At 36.7% G+C, this 25,797-nt stretch carries 23 protein-coding genes; 12 read left to right on the top strand and 11 right to left on the bottom strand.

From position 1 onward, the window contains the following. Positions 1–4 precede the first annotated feature (4 nt). Positions 5–1,393, top strand: a complete 1,389-nt coding sequence (locus ACN5L8_RS13795; RefSeq protein WP_419173312.1) for a M16 family metallopeptidase — start codon at positions 5–7, stop codon at positions 1,391–1,393. A 64-nt stretch (positions 1,394–1,457) separates the two neighbouring features. On the opposite strand, the gene ACN5L8_RS13790 is transcribed toward ACN5L8_RS13795, so the two are convergent. Genes ACN5L8_RS13790 through ACN5L8_RS13780 form a run of 3 tightly spaced genes read right to left on the bottom strand, consistent with a single transcriptional unit; the run spans position 1,458 to position 3,609 of the window. Then, positions 1,458–1,802 carry a bactofilin family protein gene (locus ACN5L8_RS13790; RefSeq protein WP_114706307.1) on the bottom strand — a complete coding sequence of 115 codons (345 nt, stop codon included), beginning with the start codon at positions 1,800–1,802 and terminating at the stop codon, positions 1,458–1,460. Further along, a complete protein-coding gene (locus tag ACN5L8_RS13785) occupies positions 1,802–2,536 on the bottom strand; it encodes a hypothetical protein (protein ID WP_114706306.1) in 735 nt (244 codons plus the stop codon). The genes ACN5L8_RS13790 and ACN5L8_RS13785 overlap by 1 nt, the downstream gene beginning before the upstream one ends. An 11-nt stretch (positions 2,537–2,547) precedes the next feature. Continuing rightward, positions 2,548–3,609 (bottom strand): L,D-transpeptidase family protein, encoded by a 1,062-nt coding sequence (locus ACN5L8_RS13780; protein ID WP_419173311.1) that lies wholly within the window; start codon positions 3,607–3,609, stop codon positions 2,548–2,550. A 213-nt stretch (positions 3,610–3,822) separates the two neighbouring features. Between ACN5L8_RS13780 and ACN5L8_RS13775 the strand changes: the two genes are divergently transcribed. The 4 genes from ACN5L8_RS13775 (at position 3,823) to ACN5L8_RS13760 (ending at position 8,523) form a co-directional block, all read left to right on the top strand. After that, on the top strand, positions 3,823–5,490 hold the full coding sequence (locus tag ACN5L8_RS13775) for a hypothetical protein (protein ID WP_419173310.1): 1,668 nt from the start codon (positions 3,823–3,825) through the stop codon (positions 5,488–5,490). A gap of 9 nt (positions 5,491–5,499) precedes the next feature. Further along, entirely contained in the window at positions 5,500–6,462 is a 963-nt protein-coding gene (locus ACN5L8_RS13770; RefSeq protein WP_120404615.1) for a GGDEF domain-containing protein, read from the top strand. A gap of 2 nt (positions 6,463–6,464) precedes the next feature. Further along, entirely contained in the window at positions 6,465–7,544 is a 1,080-nt protein-coding gene (locus ACN5L8_RS13765) for a metallophosphoesterase (protein ID WP_419173309.1), read from the top strand. Positions 7,545–7,908: 364 nt separating this feature from the next. After that, on the top strand, positions 7,909–8,523 hold the full coding sequence (locus ACN5L8_RS13760; protein WP_419173308.1) for a sterol desaturase family protein: 615 nt from the start codon (positions 7,909–7,911) through the stop codon (positions 8,521–8,523). Here ACN5L8_RS13760 and ACN5L8_RS13755 read toward each other — a convergent pair. The 3 genes from ACN5L8_RS13755 to spt are packed head-to-tail and all read right to left on the bottom strand — an operon-like array spanning position 8,520 to position 11,846. Then, complete coding sequence (locus ACN5L8_RS13755; protein ID WP_419173307.1) at positions 8,520–9,494, bottom strand: NAD-dependent epimerase/dehydratase family protein; 975 nt, start codon at positions 9,492–9,494, stop codon at positions 8,520–8,522. The two genes, ACN5L8_RS13760 and ACN5L8_RS13755, sit on opposite strands and share 4 nt — an antisense overlap. Further along, positions 9,491–10,621, bottom strand: coding sequence for an N-acetyltransferase (locus ACN5L8_RS13750; RefSeq protein WP_419173306.1), 1,131 nt, complete (start codon positions 10,619–10,621; stop codon positions 9,491–9,493). The genes ACN5L8_RS13755 and ACN5L8_RS13750 overlap by 4 nt, the downstream gene beginning before the upstream one ends. A gap of 16 nt (positions 10,622–10,637) precedes the next feature. Beyond that, positions 10,638–11,846 carry a serine palmitoyltransferase gene (gene spt / locus ACN5L8_RS13745; RefSeq protein WP_419173305.1) on the bottom strand — a complete coding sequence of 403 codons (1,209 nt, stop codon included), beginning with the start codon at positions 11,844–11,846 and terminating at the stop codon, positions 10,638–10,640. Positions 11,847–11,952: 106 nt separating this feature from the next. Here spt and ACN5L8_RS13740 point away from each other — a divergent pair, with 106 nt between their 5' ends. Next, positions 11,953–12,915 (top strand): hypothetical protein, encoded by a 963-nt coding sequence (locus ACN5L8_RS13740; RefSeq protein ID WP_419173304.1) that lies wholly within the window; start codon positions 11,953–11,955, stop codon positions 12,913–12,915. Here ACN5L8_RS13740 and ACN5L8_RS13735 read toward each other — a convergent pair. After that, positions 12,881–13,612, bottom strand: coding sequence for a hypothetical protein (locus ACN5L8_RS13735; RefSeq protein WP_419173303.1), 732 nt, complete (start codon positions 13,610–13,612; stop codon positions 12,881–12,883). The two genes, ACN5L8_RS13740 and ACN5L8_RS13735, sit on opposite strands and share 35 nt — an antisense overlap. Before the next feature lie 172 nt (positions 13,613–13,784). Here ACN5L8_RS13735 and pepN point away from each other — a divergent pair, with 172 nt between their 5' ends. The 3 genes from pepN (at position 13,785) to ACN5L8_RS13720 (ending at position 17,787) form a co-directional block, all read left to right on the top strand. Continuing rightward, a complete protein-coding gene (gene pepN, locus ACN5L8_RS13730; protein WP_419173302.1) occupies positions 13,785–16,400 on the top strand; it encodes an aminopeptidase N in 2,616 nt (871 codons plus the stop codon). A gap of 12 nt (positions 16,401–16,412) precedes the next feature. Then, a complete protein-coding gene (locus ACN5L8_RS13725; RefSeq protein ID WP_114706294.1) occupies positions 16,413–17,198 on the top strand; it encodes a nitroreductase family protein in 786 nt (261 codons plus the stop codon). 76 nt (positions 17,199–17,274) lie between these two features. Next, the gene (locus tag ACN5L8_RS13720; RefSeq protein ID WP_419173301.1) at positions 17,275–17,787 is read left to right on the top strand and encodes a hypothetical protein; all 513 of its coding nucleotides are present in this window, start codon (positions 17,275–17,277) and stop codon (positions 17,785–17,787) included. Here the strand turns inward: ACN5L8_RS13720 and ACN5L8_RS13715 are convergent. The 3 genes from ACN5L8_RS13715 to fbaA all read right to left on the bottom strand — a co-directional run bounded on the left by ACN5L8_RS13715 (position 17,774) and on the right by fbaA (position 20,614). Further along, positions 17,774–18,544 (bottom strand): sulfite exporter TauE/SafE family protein, encoded by a 771-nt coding sequence (locus ACN5L8_RS13715; protein ID WP_419173300.1) that lies wholly within the window; start codon positions 18,542–18,544, stop codon positions 17,774–17,776. The genes ACN5L8_RS13720 and ACN5L8_RS13715 overlap by 14 nt on opposite strands. A 19-nt stretch (positions 18,545–18,563) precedes the next feature. Continuing rightward, on the bottom strand, positions 18,564–19,493 hold the full coding sequence (locus ACN5L8_RS13710) for a TIGR01777 family oxidoreductase (RefSeq protein WP_419173299.1): 930 nt from the start codon (positions 19,491–19,493) through the stop codon (positions 18,564–18,566). Between the two features lie 95 nt (positions 19,494–19,588). Continuing rightward, positions 19,589–20,614 (bottom strand): class II fructose-bisphosphate aldolase, encoded by a 1,026-nt coding sequence (gene fbaA / locus ACN5L8_RS13705; RefSeq protein WP_114706290.1) that lies wholly within the window; start codon positions 20,612–20,614, stop codon positions 19,589–19,591. Positions 20,615–20,669: 55 nt separating this feature from the next. On the opposite strand from fbaA, the gene adeD reads away from it, so the two are divergent. From adeD to ACN5L8_RS13690, 3 genes are all read left to right on the top strand, one after another. Further along, entirely contained in the window at positions 20,670–22,430 is a 1,761-nt protein-coding gene (gene adeD, locus ACN5L8_RS13700) for an adenine deaminase (RefSeq protein WP_114706289.1), read from the top strand. After that, on the top strand, positions 22,420–22,923 hold the full coding sequence (locus ACN5L8_RS13695) for a hypothetical protein (RefSeq protein ID WP_419173298.1): 504 nt from the start codon (positions 22,420–22,422) through the stop codon (positions 22,921–22,923). Before adeD ends, ACN5L8_RS13695 begins: the two co-directional genes overlap by 11 nt. A 134-nt stretch (positions 22,924–23,057) precedes the next feature. Beyond that, positions 23,058–25,109, top strand: a complete 2,052-nt coding sequence (locus ACN5L8_RS13690) for an alpha-ketoacid dehydrogenase subunit alpha/beta (RefSeq protein WP_419168596.1) — start codon at positions 23,058–23,060, stop codon at positions 25,107–25,109. Here ACN5L8_RS13690 and ACN5L8_RS13685 read toward each other — a convergent pair. Further along, on the bottom strand, positions 25,106–25,780 hold the full coding sequence (locus ACN5L8_RS13685) for a transposase (RefSeq protein ID WP_419173297.1): 675 nt from the start codon (positions 25,778–25,780) through the stop codon (positions 25,106–25,108). The genes ACN5L8_RS13690 and ACN5L8_RS13685 overlap by 4 nt on opposite strands. Positions 25,781–25,797: the final 17 nt, after the last annotated feature.

Genomic DNA, 25,797 nt, shown 5'->3' with positions numbered 1-25,797 from the left:
TTATATGAAAAATATTTTAAATAAAGTTCTAATCACATCTCTTCTTTTTGGGGCAGGGCAACTCTATGCAAATGAGTTAGTTGATCGCATTGAGAAAATGAAGTGGGAAAATATCGATGTCACTTATATTCAAGATGATAAGTTTCCAACTTATAATGTAACAATTTTCTTTGCAGATGGAGCAATGAAAGATGGCCGCACAAAAGGTGTAACAAATATGATGTTTGATCTTTTGGAGAGTGGTACTAATCGATTTAGCTTAAATGAGATCGCAGATAATCTCGAATTCTATGGTGTTTCAACATCTTCAAATGTTACTCATGAGTATTCAAGTTATTCGTATAATGGCCTAACTAAAGATATCATTCCTACAACAAAGAAGATCTGTCATATTTTTAGAGATGCTGTTTATCCAAAAAAGGAACTTGCAAAGGCAAAGAAGCTATTACGTGCTCAAAGACAAAACTTAGTTTCAAATCCTGGGGCCCTTGCTTCAACGGCTTTTCGCGATATTAGCTTAAGAGGAACTCCTTACGTCTCTGATGTAAAAGGAAGACTTAGTGATCTTAAGCGCATGAAAAGAAGCTACCTTCTAGATCGTCTAAAGTACTTTAGAGAAGATGTGAAAAAGAAAGTCTATATAACTGGGCCAAGAACAGTTTTAAATATTAAAAATATTATTACAAATGAATGTGGATTTAATTCAAAAGCAAGCTTCACAAGAACTCTTGATTCAAAAGTTAAGGAGCTTAGGCCATTTGACCCACAAAAGCCTGTTATCCATTTTGTTGAAGTACCTAAGGCTAATCAAGCACAAGTTAGGGCCGGAATCTTTATGGCAAAAGATAAAGATCCAGGATTTGAGAACCTTGAATTTATGTCCCAATATCTTGGTGGCGGATTCACTTCTATTCTTGTTAAAGAGCTTAGAACAAAAAGAGGCTTAACTTATTCTGCTTGGGCAACTGCTGGCATGCAAAAAGACTATGGACGCTCAATTCTTTCTACTTTTACAAAAGAAGAAACAGTAGGGCAGATGGTTCAAGAAGTAATAAAGATTCTTAAAGATAATTCTGAAGCAAAGAATATAGCAATGAGTGAAATTGAAAAGGTAAGAAAGGCCGTAAAGGGTGGTTTTGCTTTTCAATTCCAAAAGCCATCAAGCTTTATGAGACAATTAGTTAACCTTGATAATGCAAATGTCGATATTAAGCGCTTTCTTGAATACACAAGCTCTGTTGATAAAATCTCTCAAGAAGATGTCGCAAAAACAGTATATGCAGCTTTCCCATATGATAAAGTTAAGATTGTTGTTCTTGGTGACAAGTCAATGAAGAAGGCCTTACGTAAGATTGGTAAGGTTAAAGTCTATAACTACAAAAACTTTCTATAAATAAAAAAGGGTAGGACTTCGCTTCCTACCCTTAATATTTTTCTAAATATTTAAGATATTAAATTTATGATTGTGATTCGAGAGTATGCCCTTGCATATTAACAGTTGCTCCTGGAGCAATATTAATATTCTTAGCAACGATCTGACCTTTAACCACACCTGTAGGGAAAACCTTTACCTTACCTTGGGCCGTGATATCTCCTGAGACTTCTCCATAGATATTAAGGTCTCCGCAGCGAATTCGACCTTCCACAATTCCCTGTGGCTCAATTGTGAGAGTAAAGCTCTCATCAATTTGAATATCGCCTTCAATTGTTGAGCAAATATGTGATGGCCCTTTAAGAACAATATCGCCCTTTATAACGGATCCAATTCCTACAAATGTGAAGTTTTGATCTCTTAAGTCCATTATTTGATCTCTTCTCTGAATAATTGTTGATGAACTATATCACCAAGACGATTAAAGATAAAAACCTTAAACATTGCTGTACTGGTCTTTGGAAGATCAAACTTAGCTGTTACAGGACGAAAGCGTGAAGTGGCAAATGACTCACCCTTTGTGTAATTAAGAGAGAAGTTTCTGATTGAATCTCCACCTTCAGGGTAGTGAAAGTAATTATTCCCATCAAATAAGAAGATGTGAATATAGCCAGAAACGCGATTATTATCTTGTGTAATATTGATAAGATTAAAGCTTAACTCAACCTTCTCATTTCCTTTGTTAACCTTAATATCTTCAATCTTGATACTTGCAGGACTTGTTAAGTCTTTTTGTCCCTTTACTGGGGCAATGATATTAAGTGAACTTGCAGAAGCTCCACTAATCGTTTCATTGGCAAGTCGGTTTGTTAGATCAAGGTTTAGTGTTGTAAGTTCTGAGTTCTTTTGAGTAAGCCCAGAATTCTCGTCGCGAAGATTTTTGATAATTAACGGCTCTTTTGCCTTAATTAGGTTTTCGATATTCTTTGTATAAAAGTATGAACCGGCCAAAGCAAAGATTGAAAATACTGTTAAGACAACAGGCACATAAAGAATGGCCTTATATTCTCGAGGTGTTAATTGAAGGTATCTTGGCACCTTATTATTTTCATAAAGAATAAATGAAAGATTATTCTTTGCCGCTTCCTTGGTATTTGAAGACATCCGTTTCCCTTTTAATTTTCGCTATATGGCCTAGTTAGAGTTAGGTTCAATGTGAAAATTTGTTTTGGGTCTTGTGAAGTAAAGAACCTTTGTGATGGCTCAAAACTTAAGTGCTCCCTCTCATTTGTAATATCCATTGGAATTCTCTGCCATCTCTCAGCGACGATTTTCCACTTATAATATGGATCACGCTTTAGATAGAGAGTCTTCTTTCCTATATCGTTTACAGTGTTACTCTTATAGTCTTGCTTAAATGTAACAACAACATAGTCATCAGCTTTTAATACTGTAAGGTTTGAGATTTTAATCTCTGGCTTTCCTGGATTAGAAAAGACTGCTCTCTTATATTGAGCGAATGTATTGTAGCGACCTCTAAATGGGTCCTCAAAGTCTGTACGAGAGTAGTGAGAAAGGTACTTATCAGTATCTTCCTTAGACCAAGCATCTAGCCAACTATTAAAAGTATCAATGACTTCGTTCTTTTCTCTTTTCCATGTTTCTTCACTGAAGAATTTTAAATTATGGACAACAACGATATTCGTTTTATTGATTTCAATATATCTAGCGATATCAATTAGGTTAACATTGTGGGCAACAAGACATCCCTTAGAATCAAGACCTTTATCAATTCTTGGTTCATTATCTGTTGAGTGTAGCCAAATTCCGCCACCTGTTTTCCCTTGTGCTTTATCAATAGGATTAGGGTAATCAAGAACGAAGGCACCAACTCCGTATTGTGCTCCAAGTTCACCATGACGTTTGATTAAGTCATTGTGATCCAGGAATTGGTTAAAGAAGTAAACACCTTCAGGAGTTCGCTTGTCTCCTTGATATTCTTTATTTCCAACTTTTTGACCTGTGGCCATTTGGAAGGTTTTTATTAGTCTTGGTTTTCCCTCATCATTTTCATAGAGATATAATGTATGAGTAGATTTCTCTGCAACAATCACATGGTGAGCAAAGTAATCATTCATCAAAAGTAGATTTGATGGGAGAAAGTCTTGAGCATTCGCTCTTAGCGAAATTAATGTCGTTGTTAAAATACTGGATAAAATTAGTAGTTTCTTAATCATGGATAGCCTTTATCTTGATAACTGCTTAATATTGTAGAACATTTCCTCACTAGTTCTCAAGTAGAAACCTCATCTATTTTGAATATTCTTAAACAGAATGACTTTATGCGACGTAAATACTTAACTTTTTTCAAAAAAAGGCGAAAAGGAGAGTGTAGGAAAGCAAGAAAACTTAGATTTAAACAAATTTAGTGCACTTTATTGGGGAAAAATATGTCAGCACACAAGAAAGCACAAGAAGAATTGACGGAAGAAAGTGACAAGATTCAGAGCGCTGTAGACGATGTTCTAGGTTCAGACTCTGATAATTCAGCACAAATGGCCGATCAAGAAGATAAGACTTCATTAACACTTGTGGAAACAGATATGGATCTGTCTCAATTTAACTCTTCAAATGAAGAGGCAGATGAGGGTGGAATTGAATTAAATTTCGATGATGATTTAGATATGTCTCTTTGTGGGGATGGTGATGAAGTAGAAAATGCCCCAGCAGATGCAAGTTCCCCAACTGATATGGATCTGGATATTTCTGGAAGCCTTTCTATCGATTTAACTGCCAAAGGTGAAGATATTCCCAATGCACCAGCAGAGGCAGCAAGAGAAGATGACTTAGACTTAGATAATAATCCGATCATAGTAGAAAAAAAGGTCGAAGCAGTTACACAAGAAGATCAAGAGCTCCCATCTGAAGAAGATACTCAAGAGCTAGAAGCTTCAAGTGATATTGATAATGAATTAGATGATCTTGGTGAATTAGACGACTTGGATGATCTTGGTGACCTAGACGACTTAGGTGATTTAGATGATCTAGGTGAGCTCGATGACTTAGAGGCGAGTGCTGATTTGGATGATGATCTGGATATTGATCTTGATAGTAGTCTTGATGATGAGCTTGACGAGGACCTGGACTCTCTTGATTCTGAGGTTGAAGATACAGCAGAAGTGGAGCTAGGACTTAGTGAAGATGATCATGATAAAGACTTAGTTCAAGGGCAAGAACAAGAAGAAGATACTCTGGCCCAACTGGATGGTATGGTAAATGAAGCACCTAGGCCACAAGAAGAGGAGGCCACTGTTACTGCGGTTGCTTCAAATGAAGCTGAAGAAACAAAAACAGTGCATGCACCGATGAATTCAAATGAGCAAACAGCAAGTTATAATATCGGTGTTGGCCAAGATAACAAATCACAACAACATGATTCATTTGTTCATGATTCTAGTGGCGTTGCACAGTCTCCTGCAGCTACGATTCACCCTGGGCATATTCTTTCGTCTATGAGTGAAGAGCAGTTAATGGACCTACGAGTTACTGTAAATGAGTTAAAAACGGATCGCACTAATTTATTAAATGAGATAAATGAACTTCAATCTATGGTTGAGATTTTAAAAAGAGAAAATCTTAATTTAAGAACTGAAGCAGATGAGAAATCAATTGAATTAACTATTGCTAAAAAGCGACATGCTTTTGAAATAGAAGAGACAAAGTCTCAGTTGGATAATTACAAGCATGGGCTTGAATTAAGTGAAGCTAAAAATAAAGCGATGAAAGAAGAAATGAATGAAATCGGCAGTCGCATGAGATTAGATCACGCAAGCGTTCGTGCTCGTGAGCAAGAACTTGAGAGTCAGCTAGAGCTTATGGCAATTGATAGTGATAATAAAATAAAAGCTCGCGATGAGAAAATCTTAGAACTTAAGAGAAAGATTGATACATTAGAGTTTAATATGGAAAATATGGCCATCAATGAAAAACAGGCCAAGAAAGAGCGCATGCTCGCTCAACAGAAACTTGAAAGATTAATTAATAACTTAAGAGGATCTTTAAGCATTGTTTCAGATACAATTGATTTGGATTTGAGCGATATTGAAATGGAAAACTAAAAAACGATTATGTTGGAAAAACAATACGAAGCACTATTAAATTATATCTGCCAGAATGTGGAAGAAGAGAACTTCAATATTGTTCTTAAATCTTTTCGTGATTTTATCAAAAATGAGTTTAACTCAAAGACTCCTCTGGTATTTGCGACCATCCAAACTGATGATGGTAATCCTATTATCCGAGACTTCTATAATAATAAAATATCTGGGGAGTACCCAGATAAGGTTTATCAGGAATTAATGGGGGCGCTTAAAACTCAGCACCTACATGTGGATATTGAAGGGGATAAGTACCGATTTATTGATGTCGGCTTTAATGGAAGCCAAAATCTTTTTATCGTTGTTAATGGTGAATTCTCTACGCAAGTATTTTCACAGTTGGAAAATTATATTCAATCTAAATTTAGAAGTCTGTTACATATAAAAGAGCTTAAGCGACTACAATCTCTTGCTCATGTTGATGATGTAACTGGACTCTATAATCAAAGAAAGTTTAAAAGTGATATTGAAGCATCAATTAGAGAATATGAAACTCTAGAGAGATCATTTTCACTTATTTTTATCGATATCGATTACTTTAAAAGTATCAATGATGGTCATGGCCACTTAATTGGGACAAGTCTATTAAAACAAGTAGCTGAAACAATTCGCTCAACTGTAAGAGAAGATGACTTATGTTATCGCTATGGTGGAGATGAATTTGTTGTCTTGGCCCCATATTCAACATTGGAAGATGCCAAGCATATTGGAGAGCGAATTCTAAAGAGAGTAAAGTCGACAATATATAAGATTGAAGCTGACCTTGAAATCAATTCTAAAGAGGATGAGGACGTACAGTTAAGTGTTTCTATTGGTGTCGCTAATTACCCAGTAAATGCTTCGAGTCGAAATGAAATTATCGGTATGGCCGATAAAATGATGTATGAAGCAAAAAAGTCTGGACGTGGTAAAGTCTGTGTTGCAGACTCATAAATATGAAGTACCTAATTTTATCTGATCTTCACATTGGAAAAGGCAGCTATCTGCAAAACGGAGAATTCAATATTCTTGAAGACTTCTTCGAGGATGATCGCTTCTATGAGTTTTGTGATTATTTTTCCACAAATGAGTATTATTCAAAGCCTGTAACCATTGTCTTAAATGGTGACATACTAAATCTTATTCAAATTGATACTGATGGGGTTTTTACTCATGTTGTCGATGAGCACATGACTGTAAGACAGATTGATGATATTGCAAAAGGACACCCGCGCTTCTTTGCTGGCCTTAAGAAGTTTTTGCGCGCACCACATAAGCGTGTTGTTTATGTTGTTGGCAATCACGATGCTGGAATGCTCTTTGAAGGAGCTCAACAAAGATTTAAAGAAATCTGTGGCAATGAAATTATCTTTACTGAAACATTTATAGAAAATGGGTTACATGTTGAACATGGACATCGTTTTGAAGCAATTAATACAGTTCCAAAAACAAAGCAATTCATTAAAGGTCCAGCTGGAAAAGAGATTCTAAACTTTCCTTGGGGATCTTTATTTTGTATCAATGTTCTTCCTCGTTTAAAGAAGGAGCGCCCTTATATTGATAAGGTCAGGCCTATGTCGTCTTATGTGAAATGGTGTCTATTCAATGATACACGCTTCTTTTGGCGACTCATGTTTACTTGTGTAAATTACGTTATTAAGACTTATTCAAATTATTACACACGTCAAAATACAAACTTTAAAACGACGATTAAAATTCTACAACAGATTACCATCTATCCAAAGTACGAAAGGATGGCCAGAAGGATTCTTGATCGCAATTCGTCCATTCATACGGTTGTTATGGGGCATACTCATCTTCAGGAGTGGCGTCGTTTTCCGGAAGGACGATACTATTTCAATACTGGAACTTGGAATAATATCCCTTCAATTGATGCTGGAAAACATCAGGATACTCTTAGCCTAACTTATTGTACCGTTAATGTTCATCAGGAGAGTTCTTCTCTAATAAATGCATCGATGAATCAATGGATGGGACAATGGAAGCCATATATCGAAGAGCTTCGAACTAGTTAAAATTTAAATGATTTGGGATTGTTTTTTTTGAATGAAATAAAAGACGACGTTCCTAAAAAGTCCTTTCCCGAAACGCCGAAGTGTCTTTATTTCGTCTCTGCTTATTAATAAGTTTATTCGATTTTACAGAAAGAACAAGGGATTTTTTCTTACAGTAACTCGCATGAGAAATTAACTTAGTCCATTATTCTAATACGTTACTGTATAGGCATTTACATGCTCTATAAAATATGTTTTCTTGATTTCTGACATCAATAAAAAATAGGTTTAAATTAGTTTAAAAGAAGCTAAAAGCTGACTATTCTTTTCTTATTTGTTATGAATACTAGTGTTTATAGGTTTTTCTACTTATAGGATATAAAAAGTGAAAAAATACGAATCAATTAGAATATTTAAGAACCCTGTTCTTGAGTCTATGACTCACGTACACCCAATAATACCATTGCTGCTTTGGATGCCCTTTGTCATTTTTCTTATCTATCGCTCTTACTTTGCTTTAGGTTATACACATTTTGAAATGATTATTTGTGCCATTAGCGGACTTCTTATTTGGACTCTGACAGAGTACTTACTTCACCGCTTTGTTTTTCATTTAAAACCTATAGGGCCACTGACAAAACGATTTGTATTCCTATTTCACGGACTCCATCACGATGATCCAAATGATCCAACAAGACTTGTTATGCCTCCTGTTCCGGCCATTTTAATTATGGCATTGATATGGGGATTCTTTTCACTATTTATTCCAGCGTATTATCTTTCGGGTTTTATGGCATTCTTTACAGTAGGCTATCTTTGTTACGACTATATACACTATGCAACTCACCACTTTAAAATGACTGGTCGAGTAGGGCGCTACTTAAAGAAGTTTCATCTTCAACATCACTTTCGTCATGAAAAGGCAAAGTATGGTGTAAGTTCACCACTTTGGGACTATGTATTTCGTACGGTTACTGGAGAAAAGGAAGAAGGTTATTAGAGCCAGTTGCGCCCTTGATAATCTTTTGCTGTCATCTCAATAGTCGATCTTAGATCGTGTTGAGGTATATGTCCTAAGGCCCTGATCTTTTCACTTTTACAAAGCCACGCATGTGCCTCAAGCTCATTAATCTTATCTCTCGTTAATGGAAGGTGAATAGGCAGCGTATAAAGTGCACCTGCTACAATTCTTAGTATCCAAATTGGGATAGACATAAAGAATACTTTCTTCACACCAAGAGTACTTGAGATTGTATTGATTAATTCCTCAAAAGTTACTTCATCAACAGATGTGACATAGTAAACTTCATTCTTTGGACTTTGTTGTTTTGCACATAAGATAATTGCATCAACAAGATCGAAGACATTTACAACACTGTAGCGCTTTGATCTAAATCCAAGGCCAGGGCCAGTGACGAATCTCGATTTTACCATCTTAAAGACATCAAGTACGGCACTATCTCTTGGTCCAATTACCATTGGAGGTCTAATGATTGTACTATTCCAATTTTCAGGAGCTAGCTCTTTTAGCGCCTGCTCAGCTGCTAGTTTTGAATGACCATATGCTGACACTGGATTACATTCATGGGCCTCATCAATAGGTGATTGAGATGGGCCAGCAGCTGCTTGTGATGAGATTAAAAGAAAATGTAATTTCTCATAACGCTTACTTAATTCATTTATTAAATCTTGTGTTGCTAGCTGATTTGTTTTTGCAAATGTTAATGAATGCTTAGCAGAGACAACACCTGCTGTGTGAATAACACAGTCGAGATCTGAGGGAAGTTTCTTTACCCATGATGAAATTGATTCTTCATCGAGGTTTCCTGTAATATATTTTCCAGGCAGCTCTAAGTTTAGTGCTTTTTGTTCATTTCTTACTAAAGCGTAAACTTCATGTCCTTGTTCTGATAATTTATCACATAGGTGGGAGCCAACAAAGCCAGTCGCTCCAGTAATTAAAACTTTCATACGAGCTCTTTTTGAAAAATACGATACTTTCTATATGGAACCGCATTCATTTTTAGAAGTGGTTTATTCATATTTAAGTTGTCTTCTAAAATCCAACTCATTTCAATATTCTTATACTTCTTATAGCTTGCAATATTTTCGTGAGCTCGGAAATAGAGAATTGATTCTAGTCCATAAAGCCTGTATTTCTTCTTCACACCCATTGTAATAACTCGAACACCGTCGATTAATTTAGGTGCCCTTAGGACTTGAAATATACCTGTTGGTAATAGCTTTCCATTTGGGATTTTATGTAGAACTTGATTAAAGTCGGGTAGGCATACAATAAAGCCAGCTTCAACACCGTTTACAAGAGCGAATAAAATAAGCTTTTCATCTGCTACTGTTTTTAGGTCTGCGGCCATGGCAAAGAATTCATCCTTGGTCATTGGAACAAATCCCCAATTCTCTTCCCAAGCATCGTTGTAAATCTCATACATGAGTTTTATTTCTTCTTGCCATCTCTTTTTAGAAACACAACGATAAGTAATGGACTCTTTCTTTTCTGCACGCTCTGCAATCTTTTTAATAATTTCAGGCATCTGAGTTTCGGTTTTCATGTGATAAGCAAGTAGATCCATTGCTTTTGTGAAGCCAAGAGACTCAATATGTTGCTGATAGTATTCGTAGTTATACATCATCATAAGAACAGGAATCTCTCCATATCCCTTGATTAGTGTTCCACATTCATAATTTGTTGAAGGATTAAATGGGCCAATAAACTTTTCCATGCCTAGTGATGAACACCATTCTGCCGCTGCATTAAATAAGCTTTCAAAAACTTTTATATCGTCGATGGCATCGAGGAATCCCCAATGTCCTTCTTTTGAATTATGAAATTTATTATAGTTATGATTATTGATGGCCATGATTCTTCCAACATCTTTTCCATCTTTAATGGCGATATAGAAAGCACATTGGGCCGTATTGTAGAAAGGGTGACCTGACTTGAATAACTTATTTAGCTCCATTCTTAATTGAGGAACCCAAAACTTATCATCTTTATATATTTCAAATTGAATATCAATGAATCGTTTACGGGCCTTTTTATCGTTTAAAACGTCTACTTTCTCAATATAGATGGCCATCTAAGCTCCTTTCTTTCTAGTGTCCCATTGTTGAAGGAAGATCAAATTCCTTCTTGGCCTTTGCAAATACCTCAAGAACTTTTGTTAGCTCACTCTTACTATGAGTTGCCATATAACTTGTTCTAATAAGGGCCTCTCCCTTAGGTACTGCTGGTGGAACAACTGGAGTTGCAAAAACTCCGTGATCACTTAGGAATTTTGTTACAAGCATCGATTTCACATCGTCACCGATGAAGATTGGAATAATTGGTGTTTGCGAATTATATGTATAGAACCCAATTTCTTGGAATCCATTTCTCATAAATTGTACGTTATCCCATAGGTTCTCATGAAGAGTGTCGTCTTCATTGATAACGTCGATACATGCAGATACTGTCGCAACTGCTGAAGGGGCCATTGAAGCAGAGAACATAAATGATCTCGCTAAGTGTTTTACGTAGTTGATAGTTTCAGCATCACCTGAAAGTACACCACCAATAGAAGCAAATGATTTAGAAAACGTTCCCATATTTAAGTGTACTTTATCAGTTACACCAAAGTGGCTCATCGTTCCTGCACCTTTTTCTCCCATAACACCGATACCATGAGCATCGTCAACGTAGATATAGGCACCATATTTTTCTGCAAGTCTTACCATTTCTGGAAGGTTTGCAATATCACCAGTCATTGAGAAAACACCGTCAGCTACGATGATAACTTTTTGGAAGCGATCGATATTAGCTTCAAGTTGCTCTTCAAGAGACTCCATATCGTTGTGACGATATTTAAAAGTTGTTCCCATTGCTAAACGTGAAGCATCAATGATTGAAGCATGATTTTCAGAATCAAAGAGCATACAATCTCTTGGTCCACAAATAGCAGATAGAGCACCAAGGTTCGTTTGCATACCTGTTGAAAAGATAAGGGCCTTTTCATGGCCAAGGTATGTAGCTAGCTTTTCTTCAAGTTCTTCGTGTATCGTTAAATTTCCATTAAGAAATCTTGAACCTGTACAACCTGTACCGTATTTTTCAATGGCCTTTATGGCCGCTTCTTTCACATGTGGGTGGTGAGTTAGACCAAGGTAGTTATTTGAGCCGATCATGATTTGATCACGGCCATCAATTTTTACAACCGTTCCTTCTGAGTCACCAATTTGACGAAAGAATGGATAAAGATCTTTAGACTTAAGCATATTTGCTTTGTCCATTAAACGGTCAGCTGCACTTGAAAATTTCAACGACATATTTCACATCTCATTAGAATTGTATTAATAAATAGAGGTAGCAGTGAATTTATCCATATATTGTTGACAAGTCAACTTAGATATATGCGTTAAGGTAGTACTTATCATGTTTAAATTATTCAACTTTTCTTCTATTTTAAGTGCCATGATTCACTTCATCATCTTAACGATTTGTGCATCGTGTATTGGGGGAGATAAAGAGGTCTCTCAGACTGTAAGTTCTGAAGTACAAGACTGGAAATTACCTTGTGATTTAAGTACTTTGTGTACGAAAAAACAACTTATTAGCTCACTTAATGGCCCAATTGAATTTAGAAAAACTCTAAAAGAGAAGATTGATAATAACTTTAATCAATTCTTTGATACGTATGGAAACGACTTATTCTATGTCTGCGCAAGCTTAATTAGTGTCGGAGGATGTCGTGAAATACAAATTGATAAGGCTTCTAAAGTATCTTTTGAATTGTATATGAAAGGTCTTGCAAGTTGCCATCACCGTCTATGTCATGACTACTTTCAACAAAATAAGGCCCAGCTTTTAAAATTGGCCAACTCTTTTGATTCACAGCTCTCACTTAAATCATATTATCTTATGGCGGTTAAGTTACCGCTTCCTTGGTATGATAAGGCCGGCTATTTAAAGAAATACTTAGAGTTAATAGATGCTAAAGTCTTAAAATATGAAGAACTAGGGCCACTTATAAGTGCAATCCCAAATCATCAGGGACTGAAAACCTTTATTGCTAAGAGGTTTTTTAAAATAAATGAGAATCTTGATGGTGTCGCTGTTTACTTAGCTCGTTATCAAAATGGGTGGCACGATATTTATTATAAGAAGTTTCTAGCTAGTGATAATAAAGTTGCAATAAACGCCTTTATTAATTCTATGCCTATTGGTTGTCCTCAAATATCAACGATATTGTCTTTTAAAGATTTGATAGATCATAAAAATAAGAAGGTATTAGAAGAGACTCTTAATCAAGAAGAACTTGATAAGTATTTTTCGTCTTTAAAGCTTAAGAGCAATAAGGAGTCTAAGTGCCTTTCTTCATCGCCGCCTGCTTTCTAAGCTCTTCTCCACGGGCCTCTGAGTTAATTGAAAGAACGAGGTCTTCCTCAACATCTTTATCCATATTTTGAAAAGCGGCACCAATACCTAAAGGCTTTTCTGAATCAGAATCATTTGGCCAAGTTGCTGCAATCTTAAGTTGAGGAATCTCAAAGCGCTTAGAAGCAAGTCTTACAGTGGCCTTGGCAAAGATGGTCTCTTTTGCAAACTTCTCTTTGAATTCAGAAGAGCAATTAAAGCTTATTCCACCAGCAGAAATATCATTGCAGTCAAATACATCTTCTTCGATTTTAATTTGAATAGGGATATATGAGTTTGCGTGTAGTCGATAGTTAGTACGTTGCTGACTTTTATAGAAAGGTCGATCTGCTTTAAGACTATATAATTCACTTGCTGAATTGAAACTTAGAAACGAGCTAGAGAATAGGTATACAGACTTAAAAGTGATTTTAATTAGAACTTCACTTTCTTTATTCTTTGAACCAGCAAGCTTTGCAATGATGCTTGCGTCAAAATCTACTGAAAGTTCAAGGTTGTCTTCATCGAGAGATTTTATTTTAAATTTTTCGACTTTGTCTTTGTCATGACCTTTTTGCCAAACCTCTACGCTAAGTCCGTCACTTACGGCCCTTCTTAAAAAACTTAACCTCTCATCCTTGGGGATTTCAGAGAAATAAAATTTCTTATTAGCATCCATCTTACTAGCTCACTTTAAATTATTGAATTATTGCGTTAACTATTTAATATTAAATATATTTTAATCAAAGTTTTCATTCAGTTCAAATTGTGGCAAATTCTAGAAATAAATGCCTTATAATGAGCAAAATCGTTATTTTAGATACTTATAGATAGTTAAAAAGGACGTACGTATGAAAACAGAAACTCCAGTAGTCAAGTATTTGGCCGACTACAAGGCCCCAACTCATAAAATTGAAACAGTGGACCTTGAATTTCATCTCGATGATACACAAACTCAAGTTTTTTCAAAAATGAAAATCACACCAGTTAATGGAAATACTCTTGAATTAAATGGTGAAGAGTTAAAGCTTAAAAGCGTAAAGGTTAATGGAGAAGAGTTTTCAAATTATAAGGAAGAAAACGAGATTCTAACTCTTATTGGTCTTCCTAGCGAAGCTTTCACTTTAGAGATTCATAATGAAATTAACCCTAAAGCAAACACTGCTCTTGATGGCCTTTATAAGTCTGGTGGGATGTTTTGTTCACAAAATGAACCAGAAGGCTTTAGGAGAATAACTTACTTTATCGATCGTCCTGATAACTTAAGTGTTTTTACGACAAAGATCATTGCAGACAAGAAAGACTATCCATTTCTTCTTTCAAATGGAAACTTAATTGAAAGTGGAGATCTTGAAGATGGAAAACATTTTGCTGTATGGAATGATCCATTTGCAAAGCCTGCTTATCTTTATGCTCTTGTGGCTGGAGATCTTGCTGTTATTGAAGATACATTCAAAACAAAGTCTGGACGTGACGTTAAGCTTCAGGTTTTCGTTGATAAAGGTAATGAAGAAAAATCACATCATGCAATGGAGTCACTTAAGAAGTCGATGAAATGGGATGAAGAAAGATTTAGACTTGAATACGACCTTGATATTTATATGATCGTCGCTGTTGATTCATTCAATATGGGGGCGATGGAAAACAAAGGCCTTAATATTTTTAATTCAGCTTATGTACTTGCTTCAAAAGAAACTGCTGAAGATAGAAACTTCTTTGGTATTGAGTCAGTTGTTGGTCATGAGTATTTTCACAATTGGACAGGAAACCGTGTAACTTGTCGTGACTGGTTCCAGCTAACACTTAAAGAAGGTCTAACAGTGTTTAGAGATCAAGAATTCTCTGCCGATCTAAATTCAAGATCAGTATGTCGTATTAATGATGTGAGAAACCTAAAGGCCGCTCAATTTCCTGAAGATGCAGGTCCTCAATCACACCCAATTCAGCCAAAGTCATATATCGAAATGAATAACTTCTATACAATGACGATTTATGAAAAAGGTGCTGAAGTAATTCGTATGTACCATACACTTCTAGGTGAAGAAGGCTTCCAAAGAGGGATGGATAAGTACTTTGAGCTTTATGATGGACAGGCCGTAACAACGGCAGACTTCACTCATGCTATGAGTGTTGCCAATGATAATTATGACTTCTCACAATTTAGAAGATGGTATGACCAAGCGGGAACACCTGTTTTAGATATAACAACTAAATATGATGAAGAAGCTAAAGAATTTACTTTAACAGTTAATCAATCGACTCCTGCAACTCCTGGGCAGCCAACGAAAGAGCCTTTTCATATGCCTTTCTTGCTAGGGCTTCTTGATAGTGCTGGAAATGATATGACATTAACTTTAAAGAACCGTGATGATCAAAATGATCTCGATCGTGGACTCCTTCACATAAAAGCGGATACTGAGACATTTGTATTTGCCAATGTTAATGAAAGACCAGTTGCTTCACTAAATAGAAATTTTAGTGCGCCAGTTGTTCTTCGCTCTGACTTAACTGATGAGGACTTCGTTTTCTTAATGGCAAATGATAATGATGACTTTAACCGTTATGAAGCTGGACAAGCTCTTGCCTTAAAGAATATTCACGCCATGCTAAAAGATGAAAATCATCAAGTTGATGAACTATTCATTAAAGCATGGGGATCGATTCTAAATGATAATAATATTGATGAAGAATTTAAGGCAGTTTGTCTTTCTCTTCCATCGATGATTGATGTTGCTGCAACAATTGATATTCCAGATTACCGTGCAATCCATGAAGCAAAAGATAAGCTATTTAAGCTTCTTGCTAATACTTACAAATTAGAATTAGCTTCAATTTATAATGATCTTAGTACAGAGAGACCATTTAAGGTCGATGCTAAGGCGATGGGAGAGAGAAAGCTAAGAGGATTTGCTCTAGCGTGTCTTTCAACAGTTGAAGAGCATAAAGAGCTTGCTCGTGAATGCTTCAAGTACGCAACGAATATGACAGATATGATGAACTCATTAAGTGTTATGGTTAATGAAAACTTACCAGGTTGTCAGGAATCATTAAAAGAGTTCTATGATAAGTTCAAAGAACAAACTCTTGTTATGCAAAAGTGGCTAAGTGTGCAAGCTTCATCTTGTGATGATACTACTTTTGATAAGGTTCAAGAGCTAATGAAAGACGAAGTCTTTGATATGAATGTTCCAAATCTTGTTTCAGCTCTAATTGGTTCATTTGCACGTAATAAAGTTCAATTTAACCATGAAAGTGGACGAGGGATGAAATTTATTGCTGAAATGATTAGAAAGGTTGATGCAATTAACCCACAATCTGCTTCAAGACTTGCTGGTGCATTTAATGATTACCGTAAGATGCCTGCTGATCTTAAAGAGATAGCAAAGACCGAACTTACTGCTATTGTTGAAAGTGATAAAACATCTAAGAATGTTTACGAAAAATTATCTAAAACATTAAATTCATAAAGGATATTAGACGTGAGTGATGACATTTTTACAGAGAAACTTGAGTTGAATTACACAGAGGTTGCTCCTGAGATCAACTTTGAGGAATTTGAAAAGGTTATCACTTCACGTCGAAGTGTCCGTGTTTTTGGTGATGAAGAAGTTCCTGATGAAGTTGTTCAAAAGGCAATCGAACATGGACTGCTGGCACCAAACTCATCAAACTTACAACCATGGGAATTCCATTGGGTTAAAAGTGACGATACGAGAAGTCGTTTAGCAAAGTTTTGTTTTGGACAAAATGGAGCTAAGACGGCCAAACACTTAATTGTCTGTGTGGCAAAGACTGATACTTGGAGAAAGAATTCAAAACGAATGATTTCTTCGTTAGAAGAAGTAAATAAAAAGAAAGGGTTGGAAGTGCCAAAGGCAGTAAAGGCCTACTATAGTAAGGTCACTCCGATGGCCTATGGTTATATGGGACCTTTTGGAATCTTATCTCCTTTTAAATGGCTCTTCTTCAATACAATTGGTCTTTTCCAAGTGATCTTTCGCGAGCCAATGTTTCCATCCGAGCTTAAAACTTGGGCCCATAAAACAACAGCATTAGCTTGTGAAAATATTATGCTCTCTGTAAGAGCTCAGGGATATGACACTCTTCCGATGGAAGGCTTTGATGCTAAGAGAGCAAAGAAGTTACTAGGTCTAGGATGTCATGATCATATTACGATGATCTTGGGCGTTGGGAAGAGATCTGAAAATGGGGTATATGGGCCACAATTTCGATTCCCTAAGGAAGAGTTCATTAAGAAGCACTAATGTAAGAATTGGTTGTTTGTTTCTTACACAGATCTTTATTAAAATAGTAATTCAATTATAGAAAAAGGATTTTCTTATGAAGTACTTATTATGCTTATTAATTTCTATTAATATTTTTGCATTAACTCCAAATGATCTAATGGGGTGTTTTGAAACAATTAAAATTAATGATTCATCTATCTCGTATGGGCCAGATTACGAACGTAATTTATCAACCTTCGAGGACTTTGGGACTTCTTATACTTACCGTAATATTCAGTCTAATCGTGCAGAGCAGATTAATGTTTTCACTTTCTTTCAAGGTGTTAGAGATGAAGTCTATTATTCCTACTCACCAATGGTATTTTTTAAGAACTTAGGAAAGTATGAGTCAGGTGAGGCCAGTCTTTCTTATGAAATTGATGAAGATATCTATATGAGAGATTCAAGAACTTATGCCTATAAGAAAGTGGATCATCGTATGAGCTTTTTTATAGAAAAAAGAGGTGATTTCTACGAGGGGAGAGTTGAGTTGATTTCTCATATCAGAAGTATTGACCGCGGATTCTCTTTTATTTTAAAGAAAGTTACTTGTCCTACATCATACTAATGTCATAAATGGATTTTACTAATAGGCCAACGAGGACGACATTAAATGCTGTTGTTACCGTTGTCCTATTTTCTTTAAGTACCTGGTTTGATCCAAGGTAGTTTCCAATTAAACCGGCCGGAAGTGCAATGGCCACAACTTTCCACATGATTACTCCTTTTATAAGAAAGGTTATAAAGGCCGCAACATTACTTGTGTAATTAATAAACGCAGCATGTGGTGAAGCTTTTAAAATATCAAAATGAAGAAAGAACATCATGGAGATAATGAGAAACGTTCCTGTTCCAGGGCCAAAGAAGCCATCGTAGCCACCAATCATTAAGCCGATTATCGATGATCTGATGATTACTTGAGTTTTTTCAAGTTTACTTGGGTTCACAAGTCCACGTCTTCCTTTCAAATACTTCATGATGAAAATAAAAGGTATAACGAGGATTAATATGTAGACCATATGCTTTGAATCTAGAATAGAACTTAGTCGTGCACCTATTAAGGAAGCAATGAATGCTGCTATCGTAGGGGGAAGAATAAACTTAAAGTCGATTTTCTTATTCTTTATATAGCGAAAAATTGATAAGGACTTTGAACAACATGAAACACATTTATTAGTTCCAAGAATAAAAGGTGCGGGAACTCCTGCTGCAAGGTATGTCGGTATTGTTATAAGCCCACCACCTCCGGCCATGGAATCAATGAAGCCTGCAAAGAGTATAAATATAAATATTCCAATTCCTTGAATTAGAGAGATATCTTCCATTAAGGCATTATGCCTTATTTTAGATACGATTGCGAAGAGTATCTCTTAATGCCGCCTCAAGAAAATTAAATGAGTATTCAAAGCCACAGTCCTTTGTTTCTTCACATGAAACCTTTTGGCTATCTAGTAAGACATGTGACATTTCACCAAATATTGTTTTCGCAGCAATCTCCGGTAATGGAATGAAAGTTGGCCGATGAAGAATACGTCCAAGAGTTTCCGTGAAGTCAATATTCTCTATTGGATTTGGTGCAACACCGTGAATAATATCTTTTTCCGTTTCATGTTCAACCAAGAATCGATATAGGTCTGCGAGATCCCTAATATGAATCCAGCTCATATACTGATGGCCATCACCGATTCTTCCAGCAACTCCCATCTTAAAAGCAGGAAGCATCTTTGCTAGAGCACCTCCTTCACTAGAGAGGACGACACCAACTCGAATAATTTTCACACTAATACCTAGCTTTGAAACTTTTTTTGCGGCCGCTTCCCAGTCACGACAAACTTGTCCCAAGAAGTCATCGCTTGCATCACTATCTGTTTTAAGTTCCTCATCTGCTCGGTCACCATATATTCCAATGGCCGAAGTACTAATGAGTTTATTGGGAAGAGGAAGACCTCTGGATTGCAGCTGCTTTAATTTTTCATAAAGAAGATTTGTCGCATTAATTCTTGAATTATAAATGCGATCCTTCTTCTCTGTCGTCCACCTAGCATCTGCAATATTTTCACCGGCCAAATTAATAATTGCATTAACACCCATGAGTGCGGCCATATCCATTTGACCTTTTTCAACATCCCACTCAAAGTATTTCACTTTAGGAGTGCTTGTTTTTCCTTCTAGGTTGCGAGTTAAAATACGTACCTCATCATAGCCATGCTCTAAGAATGAGTTTGTTAGAAATGAGCCAATAAAGCCTGTACCACCTGTTATTAATACTTTCATGGCGTCAGTATAAAAAGAGAATGTGATAATTTTGTCGAGAAATTATGAGTAGGCACTAGGATTTAGTTGTACCTACTCATTTATGAACATTTTAATTATAGAATGATTGATTTTCCATCGGACTTAAGGTCACGACAAGCTTGTGAAATACGTTCAGTCATTGCATTTTCTGCCTTCTTCATCCAAGCGCGAGGATCGTACTTCTTCTTGTTTCCAACTTCACCTTCGATCTTAAGCATTTCATCGTAATTCTTGAACATGTGATCCACAACTGGACGAGAGTAGGCATATTGAGTATCGGTATCGATATTCATTTTAATAACTCCATATCCAAGTGTCTCGTGAATCTCAGAAAGTTCACTTCCTGAACCACCGTGGAAAACAAGCCAATTTTCAGCATCTGCTCCTAATTCTTTTGCAACTGCTGCTTGTCCTTCTTTTAATACTTCTGGACGAAGCTTAACATTTCCTGGCTTATAAACTCCGTGTACGTTTCCAAAAGTGGCAGCATACATAAATTTACCAAGAGGGCGAAGTGCTTTTGTTACCTCAACCATCTCTTCTGGAGTTGTGTATAATTTATCAGCTGGTGCATCTTCGTTATTAACACCATCTTCTTCACCACCTACAACACCTGTTTCAATCTCGAGAATGATTTCACTCTTAGCACATCTCTCTAAAAGCTTCTTACTCATTTCGATATTTTCATTTGTTGGTAGGACTGATCCATCAAACATATGAGAATGGAATAGATTAGGCTGGCCTTGAGCTCTTCTCTTTTCTGTTTCTTCAATTAGTGGAATTAGGAAGCTATCAACTTTTTCTGGATGACAGTGGTCAGTGTGAAGAGCAATGAGCACATCGTATTTAGCTGCAACAAGGTGAACGTGTTGCGCAAGAGAGATGGCGCCAAGGACTTCATCATTTAGACCTTGCCCAGATGCAAACTTTCCTCCGCCAGTTGAGACTTGAATGATTCCATCTGATTTCATATCGGCAAAGGCCTTGATTGCTGCATTTGCAGTTGACGTTGAAGTGACGTTAATGGCCGGATATGCGTATCCGCCTTTTTTTGCGCTATCTAACATATCGCAATATTGTTCGTAAGTAGCTATTGGCATCCAGTGCTCCTTTTAGTTATAGTAAGTGAGTTCAAAAACATTATAGAGGTCAAAGATGTCACTTGCAAATAAGGAAACACAAAAATTATCACCTAAAGAGTTAAGAGAGGTCTTAAAGACTGCTCGCGGCGATGGTGAAATTGATTTACTTATTAAAAATGTAAAAATCCTTGATCTCGTCAATGGGGAAGTGGTTGAGAGCTCAATTGCTATCTCTGGTAAAACGATTGCTGGAATTGGTAAGGAATACGACGATCAACCAGCAAAACGTATTTATGATGCCCAGGGTGCGACAGCGGTTCCTGGCTTTATTGACGGACACCTTCATGTTGAATCTTCAATGATGCATCCATTTGAATTTGAAAGACTAACGCTGCCTCTTGGAACAACAACGGCCATTTGTGATCCACATGAAATTACAAATGTAATGGGAGATCGTGGGTTTTCTTGGTTTTTAAGATGTAGTGAGCTTATGGATCAGAACCTCTTTGTTCAGGTGAGCTCTTGTATTCCTGCACTACCTGGGTTTGAAACAAATGGCGGGCAATTTGATATTATTGATATGAAGAAATACAAGGAGCATCCTCGTGTTCTTGGCCTTGCTGAAATGATGAATTTTCCTGGGGTCATTAATGGTGTAGAAGGTGTGCTTGAAAAAGTCGAAGAATTTGCAGAGCTAAATCTTGATGGGCACTCACCAATGCTTCGTGGAAAACAGCTTAATGCTTATATCGCAGCAGGGATTCAAAATTGTCACGAGACTATTTTTGCAGATGAAGCAAAAGAGAAGCTTCAAAAGGGGATGGGACTAATCATTCGTGAAGGCTCTGTTGCAAAGAATTTAAAAACTCTTGCTCCTGTTGTAAATGAGTTCAACTCTTGTCAGTGCCTTCTTTGTACTGATGATCGCAATCCTTATGAAATATTCAATGAAGGTCATATCAATTATATGATTAAGAAGATGATTAATGAGCTTGGTACACCTGCTCATATTGCTTATAGGCTATCAAGCTTTTCAGCAGCAAAACATTTTGGATTAAAGAAGCTAGGCTTAATTGCTCCTGGCAAACAAGCAGATATTGTTCTTGTTGGAAAACTTGAAGATGTCGATGTGAAAGAAGTTTTCAAAAAAGGTGAGCTTGTAAGTGAGTTAGATCTTCCATCTAAAGTTATGGATAAACTTAATAAGTCTGAACCTCCAAAAGAGAATACAATCAAACGAAGCTTCTTAGCACCTACAGATTTTAATTATGATTTAAGTGCTGGAACCTATAATGTGATGGAAATTGTAAAAGATGAAATCATCACTAATCACTTAAAAGTTAAGTATGATGGTGAAGAATTTGCTGAAGATGATATTTCATATATCACTGTGATTGAGAGATACGGTCAAAAAAGAAAACCAAGCCTTGGTTTAGTAAAGGGGATGGGGCTTACGAGAGGGGCCATCGCTTCAAGTGTTGCTCATGATTCTCACAATATTGTCGTCATCGGAAAGACTCCACAGGATATTGCAACTGCGGCAAACGAAATTATCGAAAATGCCGGTGGTTTCTGTGTCGTTGATAAGGGGAGAGTAACAGCATCTCTATCTCTACCTATTGCTGGACTTCTTAGTTTAGAGTCAGCTGAAACAATTAATGAAGGAATTATCCAATTAAAAGAAGCCTGTAAGGAAATTGAAGTAGCAGTAAATGAACCATTTATTCAAATGGCCTTCCTTGCACTACCTGTAATTCCAACTTTAAAAATAACAGATATGGGATTAGTTGATGTAACGAAGTTTGAGTTCATCGATCTTAAATGTGAAGATTAAAAAGTTATTAGATTATATTCCTGGTTGGTTATTCCTAACAATTATTGTTGTTATTACCGTCATATTTCTTGATCCTATCATGGCCCTTTTAGAAAAGCGGGTAGTTCAAGTTGAGGCAAATAAGCTTCGCTCTGATGCAAAAACTATATGTTTTCGTGACGATTTTCCCCAAGGACGTCAATTACAAGCTTGTCGTGATGGAAGTTTCTATGCTCAAAAAGACAATGACGATGAGCTTCATCAAACATATCTAAAACGTTTGTGTGACCTTGATGGCCCTCGATCGTGTTATGAGTATGCGAGCAAAAATTTTTCAAAAATAACAAGCGCTGATTACCAAGTACTCTTAGAAAAGGCCTGTCGAAATGGTGCTGGAGGGATTATGCTGGCCTGTGGAAAGCTTGCTCCACTCATTGAAGACACCTCTCCAGAATTTGCTAAAAAGTATCTCGAATATGCCTGTGCGGCAGGTCATAAAAAGTTCTGTAAGTAGCTCTTTATTCACGCTTTATGCGTTGCGTTTTACCTTGTTATACCTGTCTCATATTTGCTTCCCAAATTTAGTAAATTATGGTTAAATTCCGTCTCACTCAAGATTTATAACTAAATGAAAATACGAGGTTTGAAATGGCAAATGTTCTTAAGCCTAAGAAGAAGTACACTTGGAAAAATACAGATAAGGCCACACTAAAGCAGTGGTATGAACTACTGACACTTGGACGCATGTTAGATAACCGTGCACCAAACTATCTTAAACAAGCAATTGGTTGGTCTTACCACGCACCATATGCTGGACATGATGGAATTCAACTAGCTATCGGTCAAACATTTGAGCTTGGTAAGGATCATTTATACCCATACTACCGTGATATGATGACAGCATTTTCAGCTGGTCTAACTACTGAAGAAATTCTTTTAAATGGTATTTCAAAAGCAACTGACCTTGCTTCTGGTGGACGTCACATGTCTAACCACTTTGCAAAGCCTGAGTGGAATATTCATAATGTTTCTTCATGTACAGGTAACCACACACTTCACGCTGTAGGTACTGCAAGAGCATTTAATCGTTATAAGCACGATGGTGTTGTTTATTCTTCACAAGGTGAGTCTTCAGTTTCTGAAGGTTATTGTTATGAAGCGATCAACGGTGCATCTCGCGAGAAGCTTCCTGTAGTATTTGTATTCCAAGATAATGGATACGGTATTTCAGTTCCAAAATGTGATCAAACAGCTAACGAATACGTTGCAGATAACTTCACAGGTTTCCTAAACCTTTCAATCATCCATTGCGATGGGAAAGATATTTTTGATTCAATGAATGCAATGGCAACAGCTAGAGAAATTGCAGCTACTCAACAAGAGCCTGTAATTGTTCACGCTCGTTGTGTTCGTATTCACTCTCACTCTAACTCTGATAAGCACGAGCTATATCGTTCAGAAGAAGAAAGAGCAGAAGCAGCAGCACAAGATCCGCTAGTTGCATTTAGAAAAGAGCTTATTGCAAAGAAGATCTTTACTGAAGCAGAGCTTGATGAAATGGATGCAGTTGCAAAAGCTGAACTTCTTGAAGCACACAAGAAAGCAATGAAAGCTCCAAATCCAACTCCAGAGTCAATCTATGATTTCGTACTTCCTGAACCACACGTTCCAACAAAGTATGTTGATGGAACTCATAACGAGTCAGGTGAAGAGATGAAGTTCATTGATGCAATCAATGGACAACTAAAGAAAGAATTTAGAAACAATCCTGACACTTATATTTGGGGACAAGATATGGCCAACAAAGACAAGGGTGGTATCTTCAATGTTTCTAAAGGAATGCAACAAGAATTCGGTAAAGAGCGTGTATTTAATGGCCCAATCGCTGAAGACTATATCTTAGGAACGGCAAACGGTTTTTCTCGCTATAATAAAGATATCCGCGTTGTTGTTGAAGGTGCAGAGTTCGCTGATTATTTCTGGCCAGCAATGGAGCAATACGTAGAGTGTTCTCATGACTACTGGAGATCAAACGGTGCCTTTGCTCCAAATATTCTAATCAGATTAGCTTCTGGTGGATATATCGGTGGTGGTCTTTACCACTCTCAAAACTTAGAAGGTAACCTTGCAGGTATCCCTGGTGTACGTATCGTATGCCCTGCATTTGCTGACGATGCTGCTGGTCTTTTAAGAACTGCAATGAGAAGTGAAGGTCCAACGCTGTATCTAGAGCCAAAAGCTCTATATAACGCAAAACAAGCTATGACTGTTGTACCAGAGGACTTTGAAGTTCCATTTGGTAAGTGTCGTGTAAGACGTGAGGGGACAGATCTTTCACTAATTACATATGGAAATACTGTTCATCACTGTCTTGAAGCAGCTGAGAAATTATCTGAACAAGGTTACAGTGTAGAAGTTGTAGACCTTAGATCAATTGCTCCACTAGATGAAGAGGGAATTCTTGCTTCAATTAAGAAAACAAATAGAGCACTTGTTGTTCACGAAGATAAGGTCTTTGGTGGATTTGGTGGTGAAGTTGCGGCCATGATTAACGATAAAGGATTTGAGCTTCTTGATGCTCCAGTTCAACGTGTTGGTTCGACTTTCACTCCAGTTGGTTTCAATAGAATCCTTGAAAAAGCAATCCTTCCAAACACTGATCGTGTTGTAGAAACGGCCCTAAAAGTCCTTAGTTACTAGGTTCCTGGATACTTTTCGGGATGCATAGTTCCAAGGCTTAAGTTAGGTATTACTTGTTTTCGAGAGTTATTACATTTTGCAAATTCAAATTTATTCCTAGAGAGGCCCGTTTTAATTGAACGGGCCTCTTTGTCTGTGTAGCTTTTATTTAACCAAGATTCTAGTGCTCTAGTCGATCCAAATAAGTTAGGTAAAGACTTATCGAGTAGCTCAAAGGGTAAGCTTTGATTAAAGAAGGAATAGTGGTATGTACTGTAGGGGTAATCTTGAACTAAGTCGCATAGTCCAGCTACAACTGGGTTTCTTAGAATATATTTATAACAGTTATATTGATACTGAACTTTAGTAAGAAGACTCGATTTATATCTTCCACCATAGATTGAATTTATAATTCCAGTTCTTTTTTGTACCTCTTGAGTTGAGCGCTTCATTATCCAGTACATTACCCGGTCAATATTTTCTCTTGGTGTCCATACCATGAGATGGAAGTGATTGTTCATTAAGACAAAGGAGATAACTTTTGCTCCTTCTTCACGACAAACATCTCTTATAATTTCAGTATAAATCTTCCACATCGTCTCTATTGGAAGCTTAAACCACTCCTTATTGTGACAACGGGCTACAACATGATAAGGATATAGATTTGTTCTAATTGTTGGTTTTCTTGGCATAGCGAAGTGATAACATT

Source organism: Halobacteriovorax sp., from assembly GCF_048381875.1.
GTDB lineage: Bacteria > Bdellovibrionota > Bacteriovoracia > Bacteriovoracales > Bacteriovoracaceae > Halobacteriovorax_A > Halobacteriovorax_A vibrionivorans.
This window is presented reverse-complemented; position numbering and strand designations above follow the sequence as displayed.

Excerpts from the sequence above, each read along its gene's own strand:
- ACN5L8_RS13795 (WP_419173312.1), top strand. The coding sequence starts at position 5 with ATGAAAAATATTTTAAATAAAGTTCTAATCACATCTCTTCTTTTTGGG.
- ACN5L8_RS13790 (WP_114706307.1), bottom strand. The coding sequence starts at position 1,802 with ATGGACTTAAGAGATCAAAACTTCACATTTGTAGGAATTGGATCCGTT.
- ACN5L8_RS13785 (WP_114706306.1), bottom strand. The coding sequence starts at position 2,536 with ATGTCTTCAAATACCAAGGAAGCGGCAAAGAATAATCTTTCATTTATT.
- ACN5L8_RS13780 (WP_419173311.1), bottom strand. The coding sequence starts at position 3,609 with ATGATTAAGAAACTACTAATTTTATCCAGTATTTTAACAACGACATTA.
- ACN5L8_RS13775 (WP_419173310.1), top strand. The coding sequence starts at position 3,823 with ATGTCAGCACACAAGAAAGCACAAGAAGAATTGACGGAAGAAAGTGAC.
- ACN5L8_RS13770 (WP_120404615.1), top strand. The coding sequence starts at position 5,500 with ATGTTGGAAAAACAATACGAAGCACTATTAAATTATATCTGCCAGAAT.
- ACN5L8_RS13765 (WP_419173309.1), top strand. The coding sequence starts at position 6,465 with ATGAAGTACCTAATTTTATCTGATCTTCACATTGGAAAAGGCAGCTAT.
- ACN5L8_RS13755 (WP_419173307.1), bottom strand. The coding sequence starts at position 9,494 with ATGAAAGTTTTAATTACTGGAGCGACTGGCTTTGTTGGCTCCCACCTA.
- ACN5L8_RS13750 (WP_419173306.1), bottom strand. The coding sequence starts at position 10,621 with ATGGCCATCTATATTGAGAAAGTAGACGTTTTAAACGATAAAAAGGCC.
- spt (WP_419173305.1), bottom strand. The coding sequence starts at position 11,846 with ATGTCGTTGAAATTTTCAAGTGCAGCTGACCGTTTAATGGACAAAGCA.
- ACN5L8_RS13740 (WP_419173304.1), top strand. The coding sequence starts at position 11,953 with ATGTTTAAATTATTCAACTTTTCTTCTATTTTAAGTGCCATGATTCAC.
- ACN5L8_RS13735 (WP_419173303.1), bottom strand. The coding sequence starts at position 13,612 with ATGGATGCTAATAAGAAATTTTATTTCTCTGAAATCCCCAAGGATGAG.
- pepN (WP_419173302.1), top strand. The coding sequence starts at position 13,785 with ATGAAAACAGAAACTCCAGTAGTCAAGTATTTGGCCGACTACAAGGCC.
- ACN5L8_RS13720 (WP_419173301.1), top strand. The coding sequence starts at position 17,275 with ATGAAGTACTTATTATGCTTATTAATTTCTATTAATATTTTTGCATTA.
- ACN5L8_RS13715 (WP_419173300.1), bottom strand. The coding sequence starts at position 18,544 with ATGGAAGATATCTCTCTAATTCAAGGAATTGGAATATTTATATTTATA.
- ACN5L8_RS13710 (WP_419173299.1), bottom strand. The coding sequence starts at position 19,493 with ATGAAAGTATTAATAACAGGTGGTACAGGCTTTATTGGCTCATTTCTA.
- fbaA (WP_114706290.1), bottom strand. The coding sequence starts at position 20,614 with ATGCCAATAGCTACTTACGAACAATATTGCGATATGTTAGATAGCGCA.
- adeD (WP_114706289.1), top strand. The coding sequence starts at position 20,670 with ATGTCACTTGCAAATAAGGAAACACAAAAATTATCACCTAAAGAGTTA.
- ACN5L8_RS13690 (WP_419168596.1), top strand. The coding sequence starts at position 23,058 with ATGGCAAATGTTCTTAAGCCTAAGAAGAAGTACACTTGGAAAAATACA.
- ACN5L8_RS13685 (WP_419173297.1), bottom strand. The coding sequence starts at position 25,780 with ATGCCAAGAAAACCAACAATTAGAACAAATCTATATCCTTATCATGTT.